The organism is Mucilaginibacter koreensis (assembly GCF_054783355.1).
The window spans coordinates 84605-99414 of the sequence record NZ_BAAGQS010000002.1 but is presented as its reverse complement, the minus strand read 5'-3'; the positions used below and the strand labels follow the sequence as shown (position 1 = coordinate 99414).

15 protein-coding genes are annotated in these 14810 nt (G+C 42.7%); 14 read left to right on the top strand and 1 reads right to left on the bottom strand.

What is annotated here, in order from left to right:
* Positions 1-222 precede the first annotated feature (222 nt).
* Complete coding sequence (locus tag ACYVNW_RS17010; RefSeq protein ID WP_460681117.1) at positions 223-2772, bottom strand: DUF5686 and carboxypeptidase regulatory-like domain-containing protein; 2550 nt, start codon at positions 2770-2772, stop codon at positions 223-225.
* Between the two features lie 125 nt (positions 2773-2897).
* On the opposite strand from ACYVNW_RS17010, the gene kbl reads away from it, so the two are divergent.
* The 14 genes from kbl (at position 2898) to ACYVNW_RS16940 (ending at position 14770) form a co-directional block, all read left to right on the top strand.
* Positions 2898-4088 carry a glycine C-acetyltransferase gene (kbl, locus tag ACYVNW_RS17005; RefSeq protein WP_460681375.1) on the top strand — a complete coding sequence of 397 codons (1191 nt, stop codon included), beginning with the start codon at positions 2898-2900 and terminating at the stop codon, positions 4086-4088.
* A gap of 43 nt (positions 4089-4131) precedes the next feature.
* The gene (locus ACYVNW_RS17000) at positions 4132-4419 is read left to right on the top strand and encodes a DUF6364 family protein (RefSeq protein WP_460681116.1); all 288 of its coding nucleotides are present in this window, start codon (positions 4132-4134) and stop codon (positions 4417-4419) included.
* A complete protein-coding gene (locus ACYVNW_RS16995; RefSeq protein ID WP_460681115.1) occupies positions 4409-4828 on the top strand; it encodes a type II toxin-antitoxin system VapC family toxin in 420 nt (139 codons plus the stop codon). Before ACYVNW_RS17000 ends, ACYVNW_RS16995 begins: the two co-directional genes overlap by 11 nt.
* The gene (gene pheS, locus ACYVNW_RS16990) at positions 4829-5863 is read left to right on the top strand and encodes a phenylalanine--tRNA ligase subunit alpha (protein WP_460681114.1); all 1035 of its coding nucleotides are present in this window, start codon (positions 4829-4831) and stop codon (positions 5861-5863) included.
* Positions 5864-5865: 2 nt separating this feature from the next.
* Positions 5866-6288 (top strand): Rieske (2Fe-2S) protein, encoded by a 423-nt coding sequence (locus ACYVNW_RS16985; protein ID WP_460681113.1) that lies wholly within the window; start codon positions 5866-5868, stop codon positions 6286-6288.
* Between the two features lie 3 nt (positions 6289-6291).
* The gene (locus tag ACYVNW_RS16980; protein WP_460681112.1) at positions 6292-6873 is read left to right on the top strand and encodes a TetR/AcrR family transcriptional regulator; all 582 of its coding nucleotides are present in this window, start codon (positions 6292-6294) and stop codon (positions 6871-6873) included.
* Positions 6874-7001: 128 nt separating this feature from the next.
* Positions 7002-8381: a M16 family metallopeptidase gene (locus tag ACYVNW_RS16975; protein ID WP_460681111.1), complete on the top strand. Its 1380-nt coding sequence runs from the start codon at positions 7002-7004 to the stop codon at positions 8379-8381.
* A 17-nt stretch (positions 8382-8398) separates the two neighbouring features.
* Positions 8399-9733 (top strand): M16 family metallopeptidase, encoded by a 1335-nt coding sequence (locus tag ACYVNW_RS16970; RefSeq protein ID WP_460681110.1) that lies wholly within the window; start codon positions 8399-8401, stop codon positions 9731-9733.
* 195 nt (positions 9734-9928) lie between these two features.
* On the top strand, positions 9929-10549 hold the full coding sequence (locus tag ACYVNW_RS16965; protein WP_460681109.1) for a hypothetical protein: 621 nt from the start codon (positions 9929-9931) through the stop codon (positions 10547-10549).
* On the top strand, positions 10546-10848 hold the full coding sequence (locus tag ACYVNW_RS16960) for a winged helix-turn-helix domain-containing protein (protein ID WP_460681108.1): 303 nt from the start codon (positions 10546-10548) through the stop codon (positions 10846-10848). The genes ACYVNW_RS16965 and ACYVNW_RS16960 overlap by 4 nt, the downstream gene beginning before the upstream one ends.
* Positions 10849-10901: 53 nt before the next feature.
* Complete coding sequence (gene creD, locus ACYVNW_RS16955) at positions 10902-12215, top strand: cell envelope integrity protein CreD (protein WP_460681107.1); 1314 nt, start codon at positions 10902-10904, stop codon at positions 12213-12215.
* Between the two features lie 199 nt (positions 12216-12414).
* Positions 12415-12543 carry a hypothetical protein gene (locus tag ACYVNW_RS16950; protein WP_460681106.1) on the top strand — a complete coding sequence of 43 codons (129 nt, stop codon included), beginning with the start codon at positions 12415-12417 and terminating at the stop codon, positions 12541-12543.
* A 420-nt stretch (positions 12544-12963) separates the two neighbouring features.
* Entirely contained in the window at positions 12964-14382 is a 1419-nt protein-coding gene (gene rlmD, locus ACYVNW_RS16945) for a 23S rRNA (uracil(1939)-C(5))-methyltransferase RlmD (RefSeq protein ID WP_460681105.1), read from the top strand.
* Positions 14372-14770, top strand: coding sequence for a hypothetical protein (locus tag ACYVNW_RS16940; RefSeq protein WP_460681104.1), 399 nt, complete (start codon positions 14372-14374; stop codon positions 14768-14770). Before rlmD ends, ACYVNW_RS16940 begins: the two co-directional genes overlap by 11 nt.
* Positions 14771-14810 lie beyond the last annotated feature (40 nt).

The following is a 14810-nucleotide window of genomic DNA, read 5'->3' as shown; positions in this document are numbered from 1 at the left end:
TGCAAATATACAAAAAGATGTGCAGATGTGCAGATGTGCAGATGTGCAGATGTGCAGATGTGCAGATGTGCAGATGTGCAGATGTGCAGATAAAGGGAATTGCCTTGTTAGATTATTGTTTTGATGAAATAGAATAAATCATTAACACATCAAAAAAATCATCTGCACATCTGCATACTTGCACATCTGCACATCAAATGCATCTGCACATCCAAACACATCTTATTTAATACCATAGAATATACGTATGCCTTGTGCAAATTTTTGGCCTGCACGGAAAGCCACACCATAATCAATACGGAAGAAGAAGCGCTTGATACCTACATAACCTTCTACATAATTACGTACTGCATTGCCCTGAAAATAAGGATCAGCGGTGATGGGAGCGTTATTGGCATATAGATAGTTTAAACCTGCAATGGTTTCTATTTTCAATCTCCTGATATATGGAACCTCCCCTAACAATCTGCCGGTAAAGTTATGCTCATAGTGAGCTTCCAAAAAGTTGCGGTTGGCACTGTTGGCATAAAACGGCAGGTAGTGGAAATTGCCGATATCTGGATTAAATACCGTACCCTGGTTACCCAAAAAGTGATTGTAATCCATAAAGTACAGTGATTGGTGGTTCAGGAAACTACCGATGGTAAGTTTATAGCTGGAGTAGCCCCATAAACCAAAGCCAAGCCGGTTCTGGTAAATACTGGCCGATACCAAATCGTAATTTACATCAGACCCCAGCAGGTGGTTAATACCTTTACGGTAAGTTACCTGTAGAGTAGGCAATTTAGAAGGCTCATATATTTTACCTTCAGGCCGGGTTTGATACTGCTGATCAAAGGTGATGTTTACTGAAGCCTTAAAAGTTAAAGCTTGGTTTTCATCAAATATTTTACGCTCTACGTACGCTTCAGGTGGCACTTCAGTATTGCGGTAAATACCATCGGGGCCTAAAGAACTGTTGGCGCGGTAAGCCCTGTCCTGATAAAAAATGCGGTTGAAGGATTGGTTGACCAACTGTTGACGATTGGCATAAGATAACCCTGCATAAACCACTACGCCGTTTGATACTTCGCGTTGCCAGCCTACCAAACCAAATTGTGAGCGGTAGTACTTTACATAATTGTTACCATACAACAAAGTACTTATACTATTGAACGGGATACTGCGTGTGCCCACGTTACTTAGATCGAGCACATCGCTACCACCGCGCAAAAACCAGTAACCCTGATGGTCAGGATCGTAATTATAGCTTACCGTTAAGTTGGCATCAAGTTTCTTTTCGGTAAAGCCGTAACGAAGGGCTGGCGTAATGCTGATGCTCTGGCGGTTGTCAAAACCTTTTAGGTAAGTAATTTTAGGATTAACACCCCAGCCCTGTACTGTATTATAAAATATCTGCTCATAAATGGGATATACATATACTGAAGAACGGGTATCACGGTTATAATGCTGATAACCCAAAGTGATATACCGGAGCACTCTGAATTTATTCTGCCGGTTTTCCAATGAATCAATGTATTCGGGCTGGTTTCTGATTTCAGCTACACTGTCCTTCTTCCGGTAATCTACCGCTTCAAGCGCAGTAAGCGGTACCGGGCGGTTGTGGGCCCAGTAGCCATTGGGTTTTTGATTGGCATTGGTATCAATACGCAGCACCTCACCATCAAAATACTTAGGGCTGAATTGCGGATTGATGTTGTAATTATTATATACACCCAGGTAATAACCTTTAAACTTTACGCCCAGGGCATCGCCTTTAAAATCAAACTGGGTAGTGATGGGCATCCATACTGTATCGCGCACAGGCACAAACTGCTGGGTAATGTTCAGGGTATCCACAAAATTGATATTGGCCTGCTTGGTAATGTACATATCAATACCATAAATGCGCCAGTCATCTTTAATTACATATACAAACCCACGGTAAGCCTGGTCATGCTCACGGGTAGGCATGGCCAGTATTTTATAAATTACCCTGCCATCTTCTACCGAAGTACCTACCAAACGGTAGCTGTAATGATCTAAAGCATTATCTGCCACAGGCGAAATAAACGCTTTGGGGCTAACGCCGCTGATTACAGCTGTATTTTCATAGAAATTTATTTGTAAATCGGCCGCCCGGTTATAACTGAAGGAATTATTCTGACCTGCCGTTTTTGAGGAAATCATTACTTCCTTAATGTGACGAGGCTGCTCAAAGCTGAAGGTAGAGATAGATTCGGACTGATAAATGATTCCCTTACCATTGGTGGTATCAATTTGCAAACGGCGGGCAAAACGGCGGGCAAATTTATTTCTGATTACCGCTTTAGGTACGCTTACCAGTTGCTGTACACCTTTTACATACACCACACACGAATATTGTTTTACCTGGCTCAGATACCGCTCGCGATTATCAATTACCTTACGGATGATACGGGCACCGGGATTAGTGGTATCGCCGCTAATTTCTACCGCCTGTAATTGAAAGGTTTCGAGCTGCAATTGCTGGTTTTGTACTACATCGCGGTTAGTAATAGTTAGCCGCACCTTTTTTTCAATATAACCTACATTGCGGTATACCACCGTATATGTACCCGGCGATAATTTGAACTGATAGCGTCCCTCCTGGTTGGCCGAGGTACCATAGGTGGTGTTACTAATGTAAACCGAAGCAAATGAAACCGGCTTATTCTCATTATCGGTAATGCGGCCTGAAAGCAAATATTGTTGCTGCGCAGAAGCCTGCACAGCCACGAGGCTGATGAAAAAAAGGAAAAAATATCTGATCATGGTAATTTAGTATATAACCCATTACACGTAAAATGTTTGATACGCAGCAGTTTTATTTCATTGTTACGATGATATGAACCTCATTTACCGCCTATTGCTTACCTTTGCCCCAAACATTAACCATTATGTATGAAACCCTGAAACCTGTTTTACAACAGGAGCTTACCGACATTAAGAACGCCGGTTTATATAAGAAAGAAAGAGTAATTACCTCGCCACAGGGCGCTGATATTGAAGTGCAGGGCGGCCAGGAGGTAATCAACTTTTGCGCTAACAATTACCTGGGCCTTTCCTCGAACCCTAAAGTAATTGAAGCTGCCAAAGAGGCTATTGACAGCCATGGTTACGGCTTATCATCGGTACGCTTTATTTGCGGTACGCAGGATATTCATAAAGAACTGGAAAGAAAGCTATCGGAGTTTTTAGGCACCGAAGATACTATCCTATACGCTGCGGCCTTTGATGCCAACGGCGGTGTGTTTGAACCCCTGTTTAATGAGCAGGATGCCATTATTTCTGACGAACTGAACCATGCCTCTATTATTGACGGCATACGCCTTTGCAAAGCACAGCGCCACCGTTACAAGCACGATGACATGTCTGATTTGGAAGAAAAGCTAAAAGCTACCCAAGGCCTGCGTCACCGCATTATTGTAACCGATGGTGCTTTTTCAATGGATGGCACCATTGCACAATTAGATAAAATTTGTGACCTGGCCGACCAATATAAAGCCCTCGTGATGATTGATGAATCGCACTGTTCAGGTTTTATGGGTAAAACCGGCCGGGGTACACATGAGCATCACCATGTAATGGGCAGTATTGATATCATTACCGGCACGCTGGGTAAGGCATTAGGCGGTGCTTCCGGCGGCTTTACTTCGGGTCGTAAGGAAATCATTGACATGCTGCGCCAGCGCTCACGCCCATATTTGTTCTCTAATACTTTAGCACCTTCTATTGCCGGCGCCTCTATTAAAGTATTGGATATGCTGAGCGAAGCCACCACCCTGCGCGACAAACTGGAAAACAATACCCAATATTTCCGCGAGAAGATGACCAAGGCTGGCTTTGATATTAAGCCCGGCGTACACCCTATTGTGCCCGTAATGCTGTATGATGCTAAGTTGGCACAGGAGTTTGCCGCCCGTATGCTGCAGGAAGGTATTTATGTGATTGGATTTTATTACCCGGTAGTGCCGCAGGGTAAAGCCCGTATACGTGTACAAATTTCAGCTGCTCATGAGCAGGAGCATTTGGATAAAGCAATTACCGCCTTTACCAAAGTGGGTAAAGAATTAGGCGTAATTAAATGATACGTATAAATTAATTATATTTGTACGTATAAACTTCAGTGCAATGGCTACTTCGAAACTAACATTAAGCGTAGATGCTGATATAATTGCTAAAGCCAAGCGGTATGCATCGGCACATCAGGTAAGCATATCTAAGTTGTTCTCTGATTTTATAAAAAGCACTGCGACGCAGGAAACTGTTGAGAATAATGATTTTTTGGAGAAAATAAAGTCAGTGAATACTTCAGCTGAATTGAAAAAGCTTAGGGGGATTTTGAAAAGCAAAGTTTCAGATGATGTTAACATTTGGGATGCCAAGTATGAATATTTAAAGGAGAAACATGGCCTATAAAAAAATCTTTGTAGACAGTGATGTATTATTGGATTTTTTGTTAGATCGTACACCGTTTGCCGACTACAGCGAATATCTGTTGAATGAAGCTGAAAACAATCGAATTCAGCTTCATACCTCAACTTTAATTGTGGCAAACATTCATTATATTATCAGAAAAAAATTTGGCAACACGGAAGCCAAAAGCAACTTAAAAAGTATGCTTAAAATTATTCGCTTATTGTCGCTGGATGCCTTGCATATCAATCAGGGACTTGATAGTAATCATACTGATTTTGAAGACAGTATTCAGTACTACATTGCCAAAGACAATAATTGCGATTTAATTATCAGCCGTAATACTAAGCATTACAAAAAATTTAATCTGCCTGTACTCACTTCTGAGCAATACCTAAGAACTATATTATAAATGCAAACATTAATTGATCAATATACCGCAAAAGTAAACGCTTTCGCTCCGGCTAATGCCGAAGAACTGGAAACCTTCCGCATTAAATATTTGGGTACTAAAGGACTGATTAAAGATTTATTTGAGCAGTTTAAAAGTACCACGCCCGAAGAAAAACGTACTTTGGGTAAAGTGCTGAACCAGTTTAAGCAGTTAACTGAAACCAGGTATACCGAACTGAAAGAGCATTTTGATTCGGCTGTTCAAAACTTAGCCACAGATGTTGATCTTACCCTGCCGGGCGAAGGTTTTGCCATAGGCTCGCGACATCCGCTGCAACTGGTGCGTAATGAGATGATTGACATCTTTAAGCGCCTAGGCTTTGTGGTAGCCGAAGGGCCTGAAATTGAGGACGATTGGCACAATTTCTCCGCCCTGAACTTCCCGCCTGAACACCCGGCGCGTGATATGCAGGACACGTTCTTTATCAAAAAGAACAACGGTACTGATGACATTGCCCTGCGTACCCATACCTCATCGGTACAGGTGCGCATGATGGAAAATGGCAAACCGCCCTTTCGCGCTATTATGCCAGGCCGCGTATATCGCAACGAAGCCATCTCCGCCCGTGCGCATTGCTTCTTTCATCAGGTAGAAGGTTTGTATGTAGATGAAAATGTATCGTTTGCTGATTTGAAACAAACGCTGTATCATTTCGTACAGGAACTATATGGTGAAGGCACACAGGTACGTTTCCGCCCGTCTTATTTCCCGTTTACCGAGCCATCGGCCGAAATGGATATTTCTTGCACCATTTGCAAAGGATCGGGCTGTAACATGTGTAAATATACCGGCTGGGTAGAAATTTTAGGTTGTGGCATGGTTGACCCTAATGTACTGGAGAACTGCGGCATAGATAGCCAAAAATACACAGGTTTTGCCTTCGGTATGGGTATCGAGCGCATTACCAATCTGAAATATGTCATCCGCGATTTACGCCTGTTCTCAGAGAACGATGTCCGTTTCCTGAAACAGTTTAAAACTGAAGTAATATAAGTATGCTGAAAGGTATAAAAGCAATTGCCATTGTTTTGATGCTGGGTTTGATTTCGTGTGGTAAAGATGATGGCAGCTATGTACCTACGGTAAGCGTTTATTTTCAAACTCCGCTTTCTGACCCGCGTGTAAGTGCCCTGAGTGCTGTTGGTGGCTCGGTATTAATTAACGGCTACGGCGTGGCCGGACTGGTGATTTACCATAAGCCGGATGGCAGCTATGCAGCGTTTGACCGCTGTAGCAGCTACAACCCGCAAAACAAGTGCGCTGTAATTATTGACAATACCGGCCTTACATTAACCGACCCTTGCAGCGGCTCTAAGTTTTCTATTGCTGATGGCTCGCCGGTGAAAGCACCGGCTACCAAATCATTAAAAGTGTACAATGCCTATGTATATAATTTTCAGATATTTGTGACGAACTGATACATGGAAGCCGATAAAATTAAAGAAACCATCAAGCGGGCCTCGCAAGAGTTATTCCGCAAGTTCGGTTATCACAAAACCAGCGTTAACGAAATTGCCAAGAAAGCCAAAATTGCCAAGGCTACCATTTACAAATATTTCGATAGCAAAGAAGAAGTACTGCACGCCCTGCTGATGGATTACATCCGCGTAAGCGTAAATGATTTGGTAGATGGTAACAGCCCGATGCCCGATGAGGAAACGCACTTGTCAAACCTCATTATGAAAACCAGTCGCCTGTCATACACCATATGCAACGAGTTTATCGGTTGGGATTTCATCCGTGAATCAGCTAACTCTCAAGCCTTCTTAAAGAACTTATCTAACGAGCTGGAAGATTTGCTGGTCACTTCTTTTACCCGCCTGGCCGATATGCGCCGGCCCGAAAGTTATCAGCAACGCCTTCGCTTTTTGATTAAATGCAGTAAAAGTATCGTATTCAGCTTTGCTTTTACCTCTGTAAGTGACGCTGACGTGCGTAAGAACTTTGTCTCCTTTCAAAAAGAAATATTACCCTATCTGGTAAAAGCAGCATTAACCGTTTAAAAGAAATTTTATTCCCTCGTATAAGCCCCACCAAAAAGTGGGGCTTTTTTGTTATTTTTTGTTAATAACCTGTTTGAGGCCGAAGAATTATGCTATTTTTAGGATGTCACACTAAATCTTAAGCTTTTATGACCTCATCTTTTTTAAAAAAGGCGGTTTTAGGTGCCTTAGGCATCTTTAGCATGGTGTGTGCTTACGCACAGCCCCGCCTGCCGGAGGGTTACTTCTGGAAAAAACTTCCTAACGGACTTGAAGTAGTAGTTATTGAAAACAGCAAGGTACCATTAGCCACAATTGAAATTGCGGTAAAAAATGGTGCTTACACCGAAGGCCCGGAATACAGCGGCCTCTCTCACCTGTTTGAGCACATGTTTTTTAAGGCCAACAAAGACTACCCTGATCAGGCCAGTTTTCTAAAACGCACGCAGGAATTGGGGGCCATCTGGAACGGCACTACCGGTGTTGAGCGTGTCAACTACTTTTTCACCTTCGACCGAGATAGCCTGAACGCAGGTTTGAAATTCATGAACGCCGCCATTCGTTACCCTATCTACCGTGAAGAGGACATGAAAAAAGAACGTCCGGTAGTTGATGGTGAATTTCAGCGCGCAGAAAGCGATCCCGGCTTTCAATTGTATTATGAAATTAACAAGAAACTTTGGGGCGATCTGATTACCCGCAAAATGCCTATCGGTATTCACGAAATCATCAACACAGCAACGCCTGAAAAAATGATGATTATCAAGGATAAATACTACCTGCCCAATAACAGCCTGCTCACCATAGTAGGTGATGTTAAGCACGACCAGGCTTTTGCCATGGCCGAAAAGATTTTTGGCGACTGGGCCAGCAGTGGTGTTGATCCTAATGTAAAATATCCTATTCCACCTTTCCCGCCGCTTAAGAAAAGCGAGTACTTTGTAAAGGAATCATCCATTGCCCAAACCCCTTATATGGAAATCGCCTGGCAAGGCCCGTCTTACCTGCGCGATTCTGCATCAACCATAGCGGCAGATGTATTCTCTACCGTTTTAAGATTAAACTCATCCAAACTTCAGCAGGCACTGGTAAACACCGGTTTGGCTTCTTCGGCTGATGTAAGCTATAGTACCACCCGTTATACCGGCTCTATTGAGTTGTTTGTGGTACCAAACCCCAACAAAATAAAAGAGTGTTATGATGAGGTGAACAAACAAGTTGCGTTATGGAGTAAACCCGGTTATTATACCGACGGTCAATTGGCCGATGCTAAAGCTATACTACTGCGTAATGCTAGTCGCGAAAAAGAGAAACCTTCGTCATTAGCCAGCCAGCTTAGCTTTTGGTGGTGCAGCGCTTCATTAGATTTTGGCACCGATATTACCAGCAACTATCAAAAGATAACCCGTGCTGATATAGACCGCTACATCAGCACCTATATTACCGGCAAGCCACTGGTTTCGGGCATTGTAATTAAACCCGAGTTAAGTAAACAATTTAATGTACCTGCGGTATTTGCAGCCAAATAACCTTAAACCTTACACACATGAAAAAATATTTAGGCATCGCATTAGCCCTTACCCTATTGGTAAACAGCAAAGCCGCCCAGGCACAAAAAGAACCTTACGAGATGCAGGTAAGCGGCGTAAAAGTAATTGTGCAACCCAGCGGCAATGATATTGTAGAAATACAAACTGCGATTAAAGGCGGCGTTCAAAATTACCCGGCCAGCAAAGCAGGCATTGAAGCCATGGCGCTGAATGCCCTTACCGAATGCGGAACGGTAAAAGATGACAAGAACAGCTTTAAAAACAAACTGGACAAAGTAAGCGCCCAGGTATACGGTTATGCCAGCAAAGATTTTTCGGTCATCCGGATGAATTGCATCAAGAGCGATTTTAATGTGGTTTGGCCTTTATACGCTGACGCCATTACCCAGCCCCGCTTTGATGAAAAGGAGTTTGCCCGTATTAAACAGGATGCTATCAACAACCTGAAAGGCCAGGAATCACAACCCGATGCTGCTATTGACAACTATGCCAATAAAGTAGCTTTTGCAGGCCGCGATTATGCTAAAAACCCCAGCGGAACTGTAGAAAACCTGCAAAAACTGACTGCTGCCGAAACCAAAGCTTATTATCAGTCCATATTAACCAAGTCACGCTTGGTGATTGTAGTAATAGCTGATTTAGATAAATCAGTAATTGAAAATAATGTAAAAGCAATGCTGGCCAGCGTAAAGCAGGGTGCACCTTATGAGTTAAAAAAATCATTTTTCAGGGCTTATAAAAACACATTCTCGGCTGAGCCCAGAGAACTGGCCACTAACTATGTAGAAGGTGTGACCAGCGGACCTTCGCCCGGCACACCTGATTATGATGCTTTTAATGTAGCTATGCGAATTTTTGCCGATCGTCACTTCTTAGATGTACGCACCAATAATGGCTTGTCTTATGCACCGCAGTCATGGTTTAGCGGCGGCACCAATGCTACGGCACGTTTTTCGGTATCTACCACTCAGCCTGACAAGTACATAGCTGTGTTTGACAAACTGGTAGATAAAATAAAAACGGAAGGCTTTACCGCCGCTGAAGTAAAAAACATGAAGGTAACTTACCTCACCGGTTTTTACTATCGCCAGGAAACTAACTCGGCTCAAGCCTCTTCCATGCTCTCGAACGAGATATTGTTCAATAACTGGAAACGTTCATTAACCATGGTAGACGACGTAAAGAAACTGAGTGTAAATGATGTGAATGATGCCTTCAGGAAATACATTGGCAACATTGTTTGGGTATATCAGGGTGATACCAAAAAGGTAAATCCGCTGCTCTATACCAATGGAACGTTGAAAAAAGCAGATAATCCAACGAGTTATTAATTAAACCTTGTTGTTAATTGCAATTAAAAGGCGGCTCAAATAGAGCCGCCTTTTTTGCTTTAATAAGTCCAATGCGTAATTGCGAAGGACGAATCAATGACGTGGTGAATAGTATTTATATTTAATTAAATCATTTTATAAATCTCTTGCACATTCAAACACAATCAATAACTTTGCAATACAAAGCACTTTCACATGCAAGAAGATCAACTGCAAGATGATTTAGCTTCCATCCGCAACCTGATGGAGCGTTCTTCAAAGTTTATTTCCCTGAGCGGCTTATCGGGCGTACTGGCTGGTGTATATGCCCTTATTGGTGCAGTACTGGCTTATGGCCTGGTTTACCAGGATTATGGCTTTTTTGGTTACCGTCCTTTCTATATCCCTAATCACCAAATTAGGATGCAGTTGATATTCATTTCAATTTTGGTGTTGGTAGCCTCAGTTTCTACAGGCTTGTGGCTTACCTATCGTAAAGCTCAGAAAAAGCGGCAGCAATTTTGGACACCTGTTAGCCGCCAGTTGCTATTTTATATGGCTGTTCCCCTTTTTACCGGCGGAATTTTTACCCTGATTATGTTGAGCCGCGGATACTTTGGTATTATTGCACCCGCAATGCTGATGTTTTACGGCTTAAGCTTAATCAGTTGCAGCAATTTCACCTATAATGATTTGCGCTATCTGGGCATATCAGAAATTGTGCTGGGTTTGCTGGCCGCTTGTTATCCGGGTTATGGGTTACTGTTTTGGGCCGTAGGCTTTGGTGTATTGCATATTGTGTATGGTTGGAGTATGTATTTAAAATACGACCGGTGAAAATACCTTTCGAACAACTGGATAAAGCTTTCGAGAACCGCATCAGGCTACAGATCATGAGCGTGCTGATGGTGAACGAACGCTATGATTTTAACTCATTGAAAGAGCTGTTGGAAGTAACCGACGGTAACCTGGCCTCGCACCTTAAAGGTTTGGAAAAAGAAGAATATATTACCGTGAACAAATCGTTTTTAGGCCGTAAACCTAATACTAACTATTCAGCATCAGAGAAAGGCAAAACTGCCTTTAAGCAGCATTTAGCAGCGTTAGAAGCTTTAATTAAACAACAGAAATTGTAAGACTTTTTTTTATTCATTTACTCTGAAATACAAAGTACTTTTAATATATAAACATGGAAACTGAATATCAACAAACGCCAACTGCCGGCAAAAACGCAGTTATTATCAAGCTGGCCATTATCACTGCACTAATTTTATTACTGCTCATTCCGTCTTCCTGGATACAGAGCATGATCACCGAACGAGAATATGCTTTACAAACTACTCAAAACAGCACGGCCAATAAGTGGTCGAAAGCGCAAACCTTTATGGGGCCTGTACTGGTTGTCCCTTACACGCATACTGATGGCAAGAATGGGCTTATTACCCAAAACTTATATCTCTTACCCGAAAATCTAAGTATCAACGCCAAAGTGAAGACTGAAATATTCCATCGGGGCGTTATGGATGCTACTGTTTACCAATCTAAAATACAGGTAAGCGGCAATTTTATCCGGTCGGCATTAACTCAAAATGGCATCAAGCCTGAGGATTTACAAACCGGCAAGGCTTACATCACCTTTGGGCTTTCCGATTTAAAGGGATTGAAAAGTAATCCTGTAATTCACTTGAAGGGGCAATCGGTAAATGTGCAGCCTGTATTTGGCGAACAAGCGTTGTTCAATAATGGTTTGCAAGCTAACATTACCTTGCCAGATACCGACAATTTTAACTTCAACTTCACACTTGATCTTAATGGCAGCGAAGCACTTAACTTTTTGCACACCGGCAAAACCACTGATGTTGTTGTTACCAGCGACTGGAAGAGCCCGACCTATAGCGGCAATTACTTACCAGACCGCCACAGTGCTGATACCAGCGGCTCAAGTGCACACTGGCGTGCATTGTACTATAACCGACCGTTTCCGCAACAATGGACAGGTAACGAAGCTCTGCTAAGCAATGAAAAAGCTGTTAATGAAGCTACCTTCGGCGTGAAATTCCAGCTACCGGTTGACCAGTACCGCAAAACAATGCGTACTACCAAATACTCATCATTAATTATCCTCCTCACATTTGTATCGCTGTTTTTAACAGAGCTTATCCGTAAGCAGAACATTCATGTATTTAATTATATACTCATTGGGGCGGCCATGGTAATTTATTATACCCTGCTCCTGTCTTTCGCCGAACATATAGGCTACGACTGGGCCTACTTGGTTTCTTCTGTAGCCACCATCAGCCTCATTGCCTGGTTTACATCATCGCTGATGCATAACCGCTCGGTTGCGCTGCTGTTCGGCCTCATACTTACCTTCTTTTATGGTTTTATCTATGTCATTATACAGCTCGAAGAACTGTCTTTATTGATAGGAAGTATAGCATTGTTCTTTATTGTAGCCACATTAATGTATTTCTCCAGAAAAATCAACTGGGACAAGCATTAACAAAACCAAGAGCCGGGCACCTATCGGGAAAGCGCAACCTTATCACCAATAGTTAGTTTGTTGCCTAAACCTTATCTTCTTTTCCTTTAGCCCGGCTCTTTTTTACTACCACTTAAATTTCTTTTAAATAAATCAGTATACCGTTTTGGTTTTTGGTATAATTTTTATTATGTTAGCATAATAAATTTTGGAGGTACCTATGAGCCGCGAATTAATTGAATTTTCAGACAGCATTGATGAACAATGTGAATTGCAGGAATTGGAACAGCTGATAGAAATTGAGCAAGCCGAAGCTTTCTGGAAATTTATCATGCGCTTGTTCGAGTAAGCTGGGTTGCAATTACATTTGGCATTGCATCATTAACTACTGAGCATCTGCTGCATTACATGGATGTATAATACTGCTTTGCGCCTTTGTGTAGCCTGTATTTTCCAACGCACAATCCATTGCAAACTAAACCCGATGGCAGCGTAAAGCCCGCAGTGCAACGAGAACTTGCAGCGGATAGCGGGACTGGCGGAGCATAACAGCACTGCTACTGCTTTACAATGTGTTTATTGATGCATTATACAGAACACTTATTGTTTAGTGCTACCTATATTCAATCAGATACTATCTGAGCAAGTGTCCCTCAAATAACACCCTTACGTACAAAATCAGCTTTCATCCACAATTAACACTTACTCAACACCTCCTGTTAAAAATTAAATGTTACGCCTAAATATTTAGCTAAATTTGCAGTCGTATATGAGGAGAAAAGCTGCAGCTAACAAGCTATTTGAAAACGTAACTATTATTGATATTGCCGAAGAAGGCAAAGGTGTAGGCAAAGCGGAAGAACTGGTACTATTTGTAGAAAAAGCCGTACCCGGCGATGTAGCCGACATTGAAGTATACCGTAAAAAGAAAAACTTTGGTGAAGGCAAAATCAGCAAACTGATTCAGCCATCTGAACACCGTACCGAACCTTTTTGTGAGCATTTCGGCGTTTGCGGTGGCTGTAAATGGCAGCACATGACTTACGAGGCGCAATTGCAGTTTAAGCAAAAAACCGTAGGTGATGCCCTGAGCCGACTGGCTAAAGTGGATGTTAGTAACATGGAATCCATTTTGCCCTCTCCTACCGATCGTTATTATCGTAACAAGCTGGAATACACCTTTTCGAACAAGCGCTGGCTGACCGACGGTGAAAACCGCACTGATGCCCCGTTGGAAATGGATGCTTTAGGTTATCATATTCCCGGCCGGTTTGATAAGATACTGGATATTTCGCATTGCTACCTGCAGGCAGATCCGTCGAACATTTTGCGCATCAGCATACGTAACTATGCCAAGCAGCATGGCTTGAGCTTTTACGATTTAAAGGCACACACCGGTGCATTACGCAATCTGATTATCCGCACTTCATCAACCGGCGAACTGATGGTGATTGTGGTGTTTGCTTACGCCAGCCAAGAGGAAATTAAAGGGCTGATGGATTTTGTAAATCACAAGTTTCCGCAGATTACCTCATTACTGTACATCGAAAACCAGAAAAAGAACGATACCATATTTGACCAGGAAGTGATCGCCTGGAAAGGGCCGGAATGCATTATGGAGCAAATGGAAGGTATTCATTTCCGTATCGGGCCTAAATCTTTTTATCAAACTAATTCAATACAAGCACTGCACTTATATGAAATTACCCGCGAGTTTGCTGGCCTGACCGGTAATGAACTGGTATACGATTTATATACAGGCGCAGGAACCATTGCTAACTTTGTGGCCCGCCATGTACGCCATGTAGTTGGGGTAGAATATGTACCATCGGCCATTGAAGACGCGAAAGTGAATTCAGCTATTAACAACATTAGCAACACCGAGTTTTATGCCGGTGACATGAAGGACGTACTGGACGCCAATTTTGTAGCTGAGCATGGTAAACCTGATGTGATTATCACTGACCCGCCGCGTGCTGGTATGCATGCCGACGTGGTAGCCCGCCTGCTGGAGATTGAAGCGCCTAAAATTGTATATGTAAGCTGCAATGTGGCTACCCAGGCTCGTGATTTGCTGGCCCTGAATGAAAAGTATGAGGTATCCCGCATCAGGCCGGTAGATATGTTTCCGCATACACAGCATGTGGAGAATGTAGTACTGTTAACATTGAAAGAAAATGAACTCTGAAGAATTACTGCATAATTTAAACGGCAATCAGGACGATAAAGGCGCAAGCCCGCTCAAAAGCCTGGAGGCCGATTTAAAGTTATATAATGAATCCATCCGCGAGGTGGCGGTGGAAATTATGGTGGAGGGACTTTCAGCCTACCCTATTTTTGTGGCACACCAACACGAAGTAAAACTGGGTGAACTGATTTTAGACCGCCATGAATTAAATACCGAGTGGACCATACAGGCTTCTACCCTTGAGGAATTTATGGAGCGTGGCGTGATTAATAAAGCGCTTAAACAGCGCTTCATCGACAATTACAAAAACCCGCACGATTATATGTGCCTGTTCGTAATTGTACCTGAGGGTGCAAACTTTGTATTTTACCCGTATAAGGAGGAGTAGACTATTTTCATACCTTCTTATCATTTCCACCGCAGGGAGC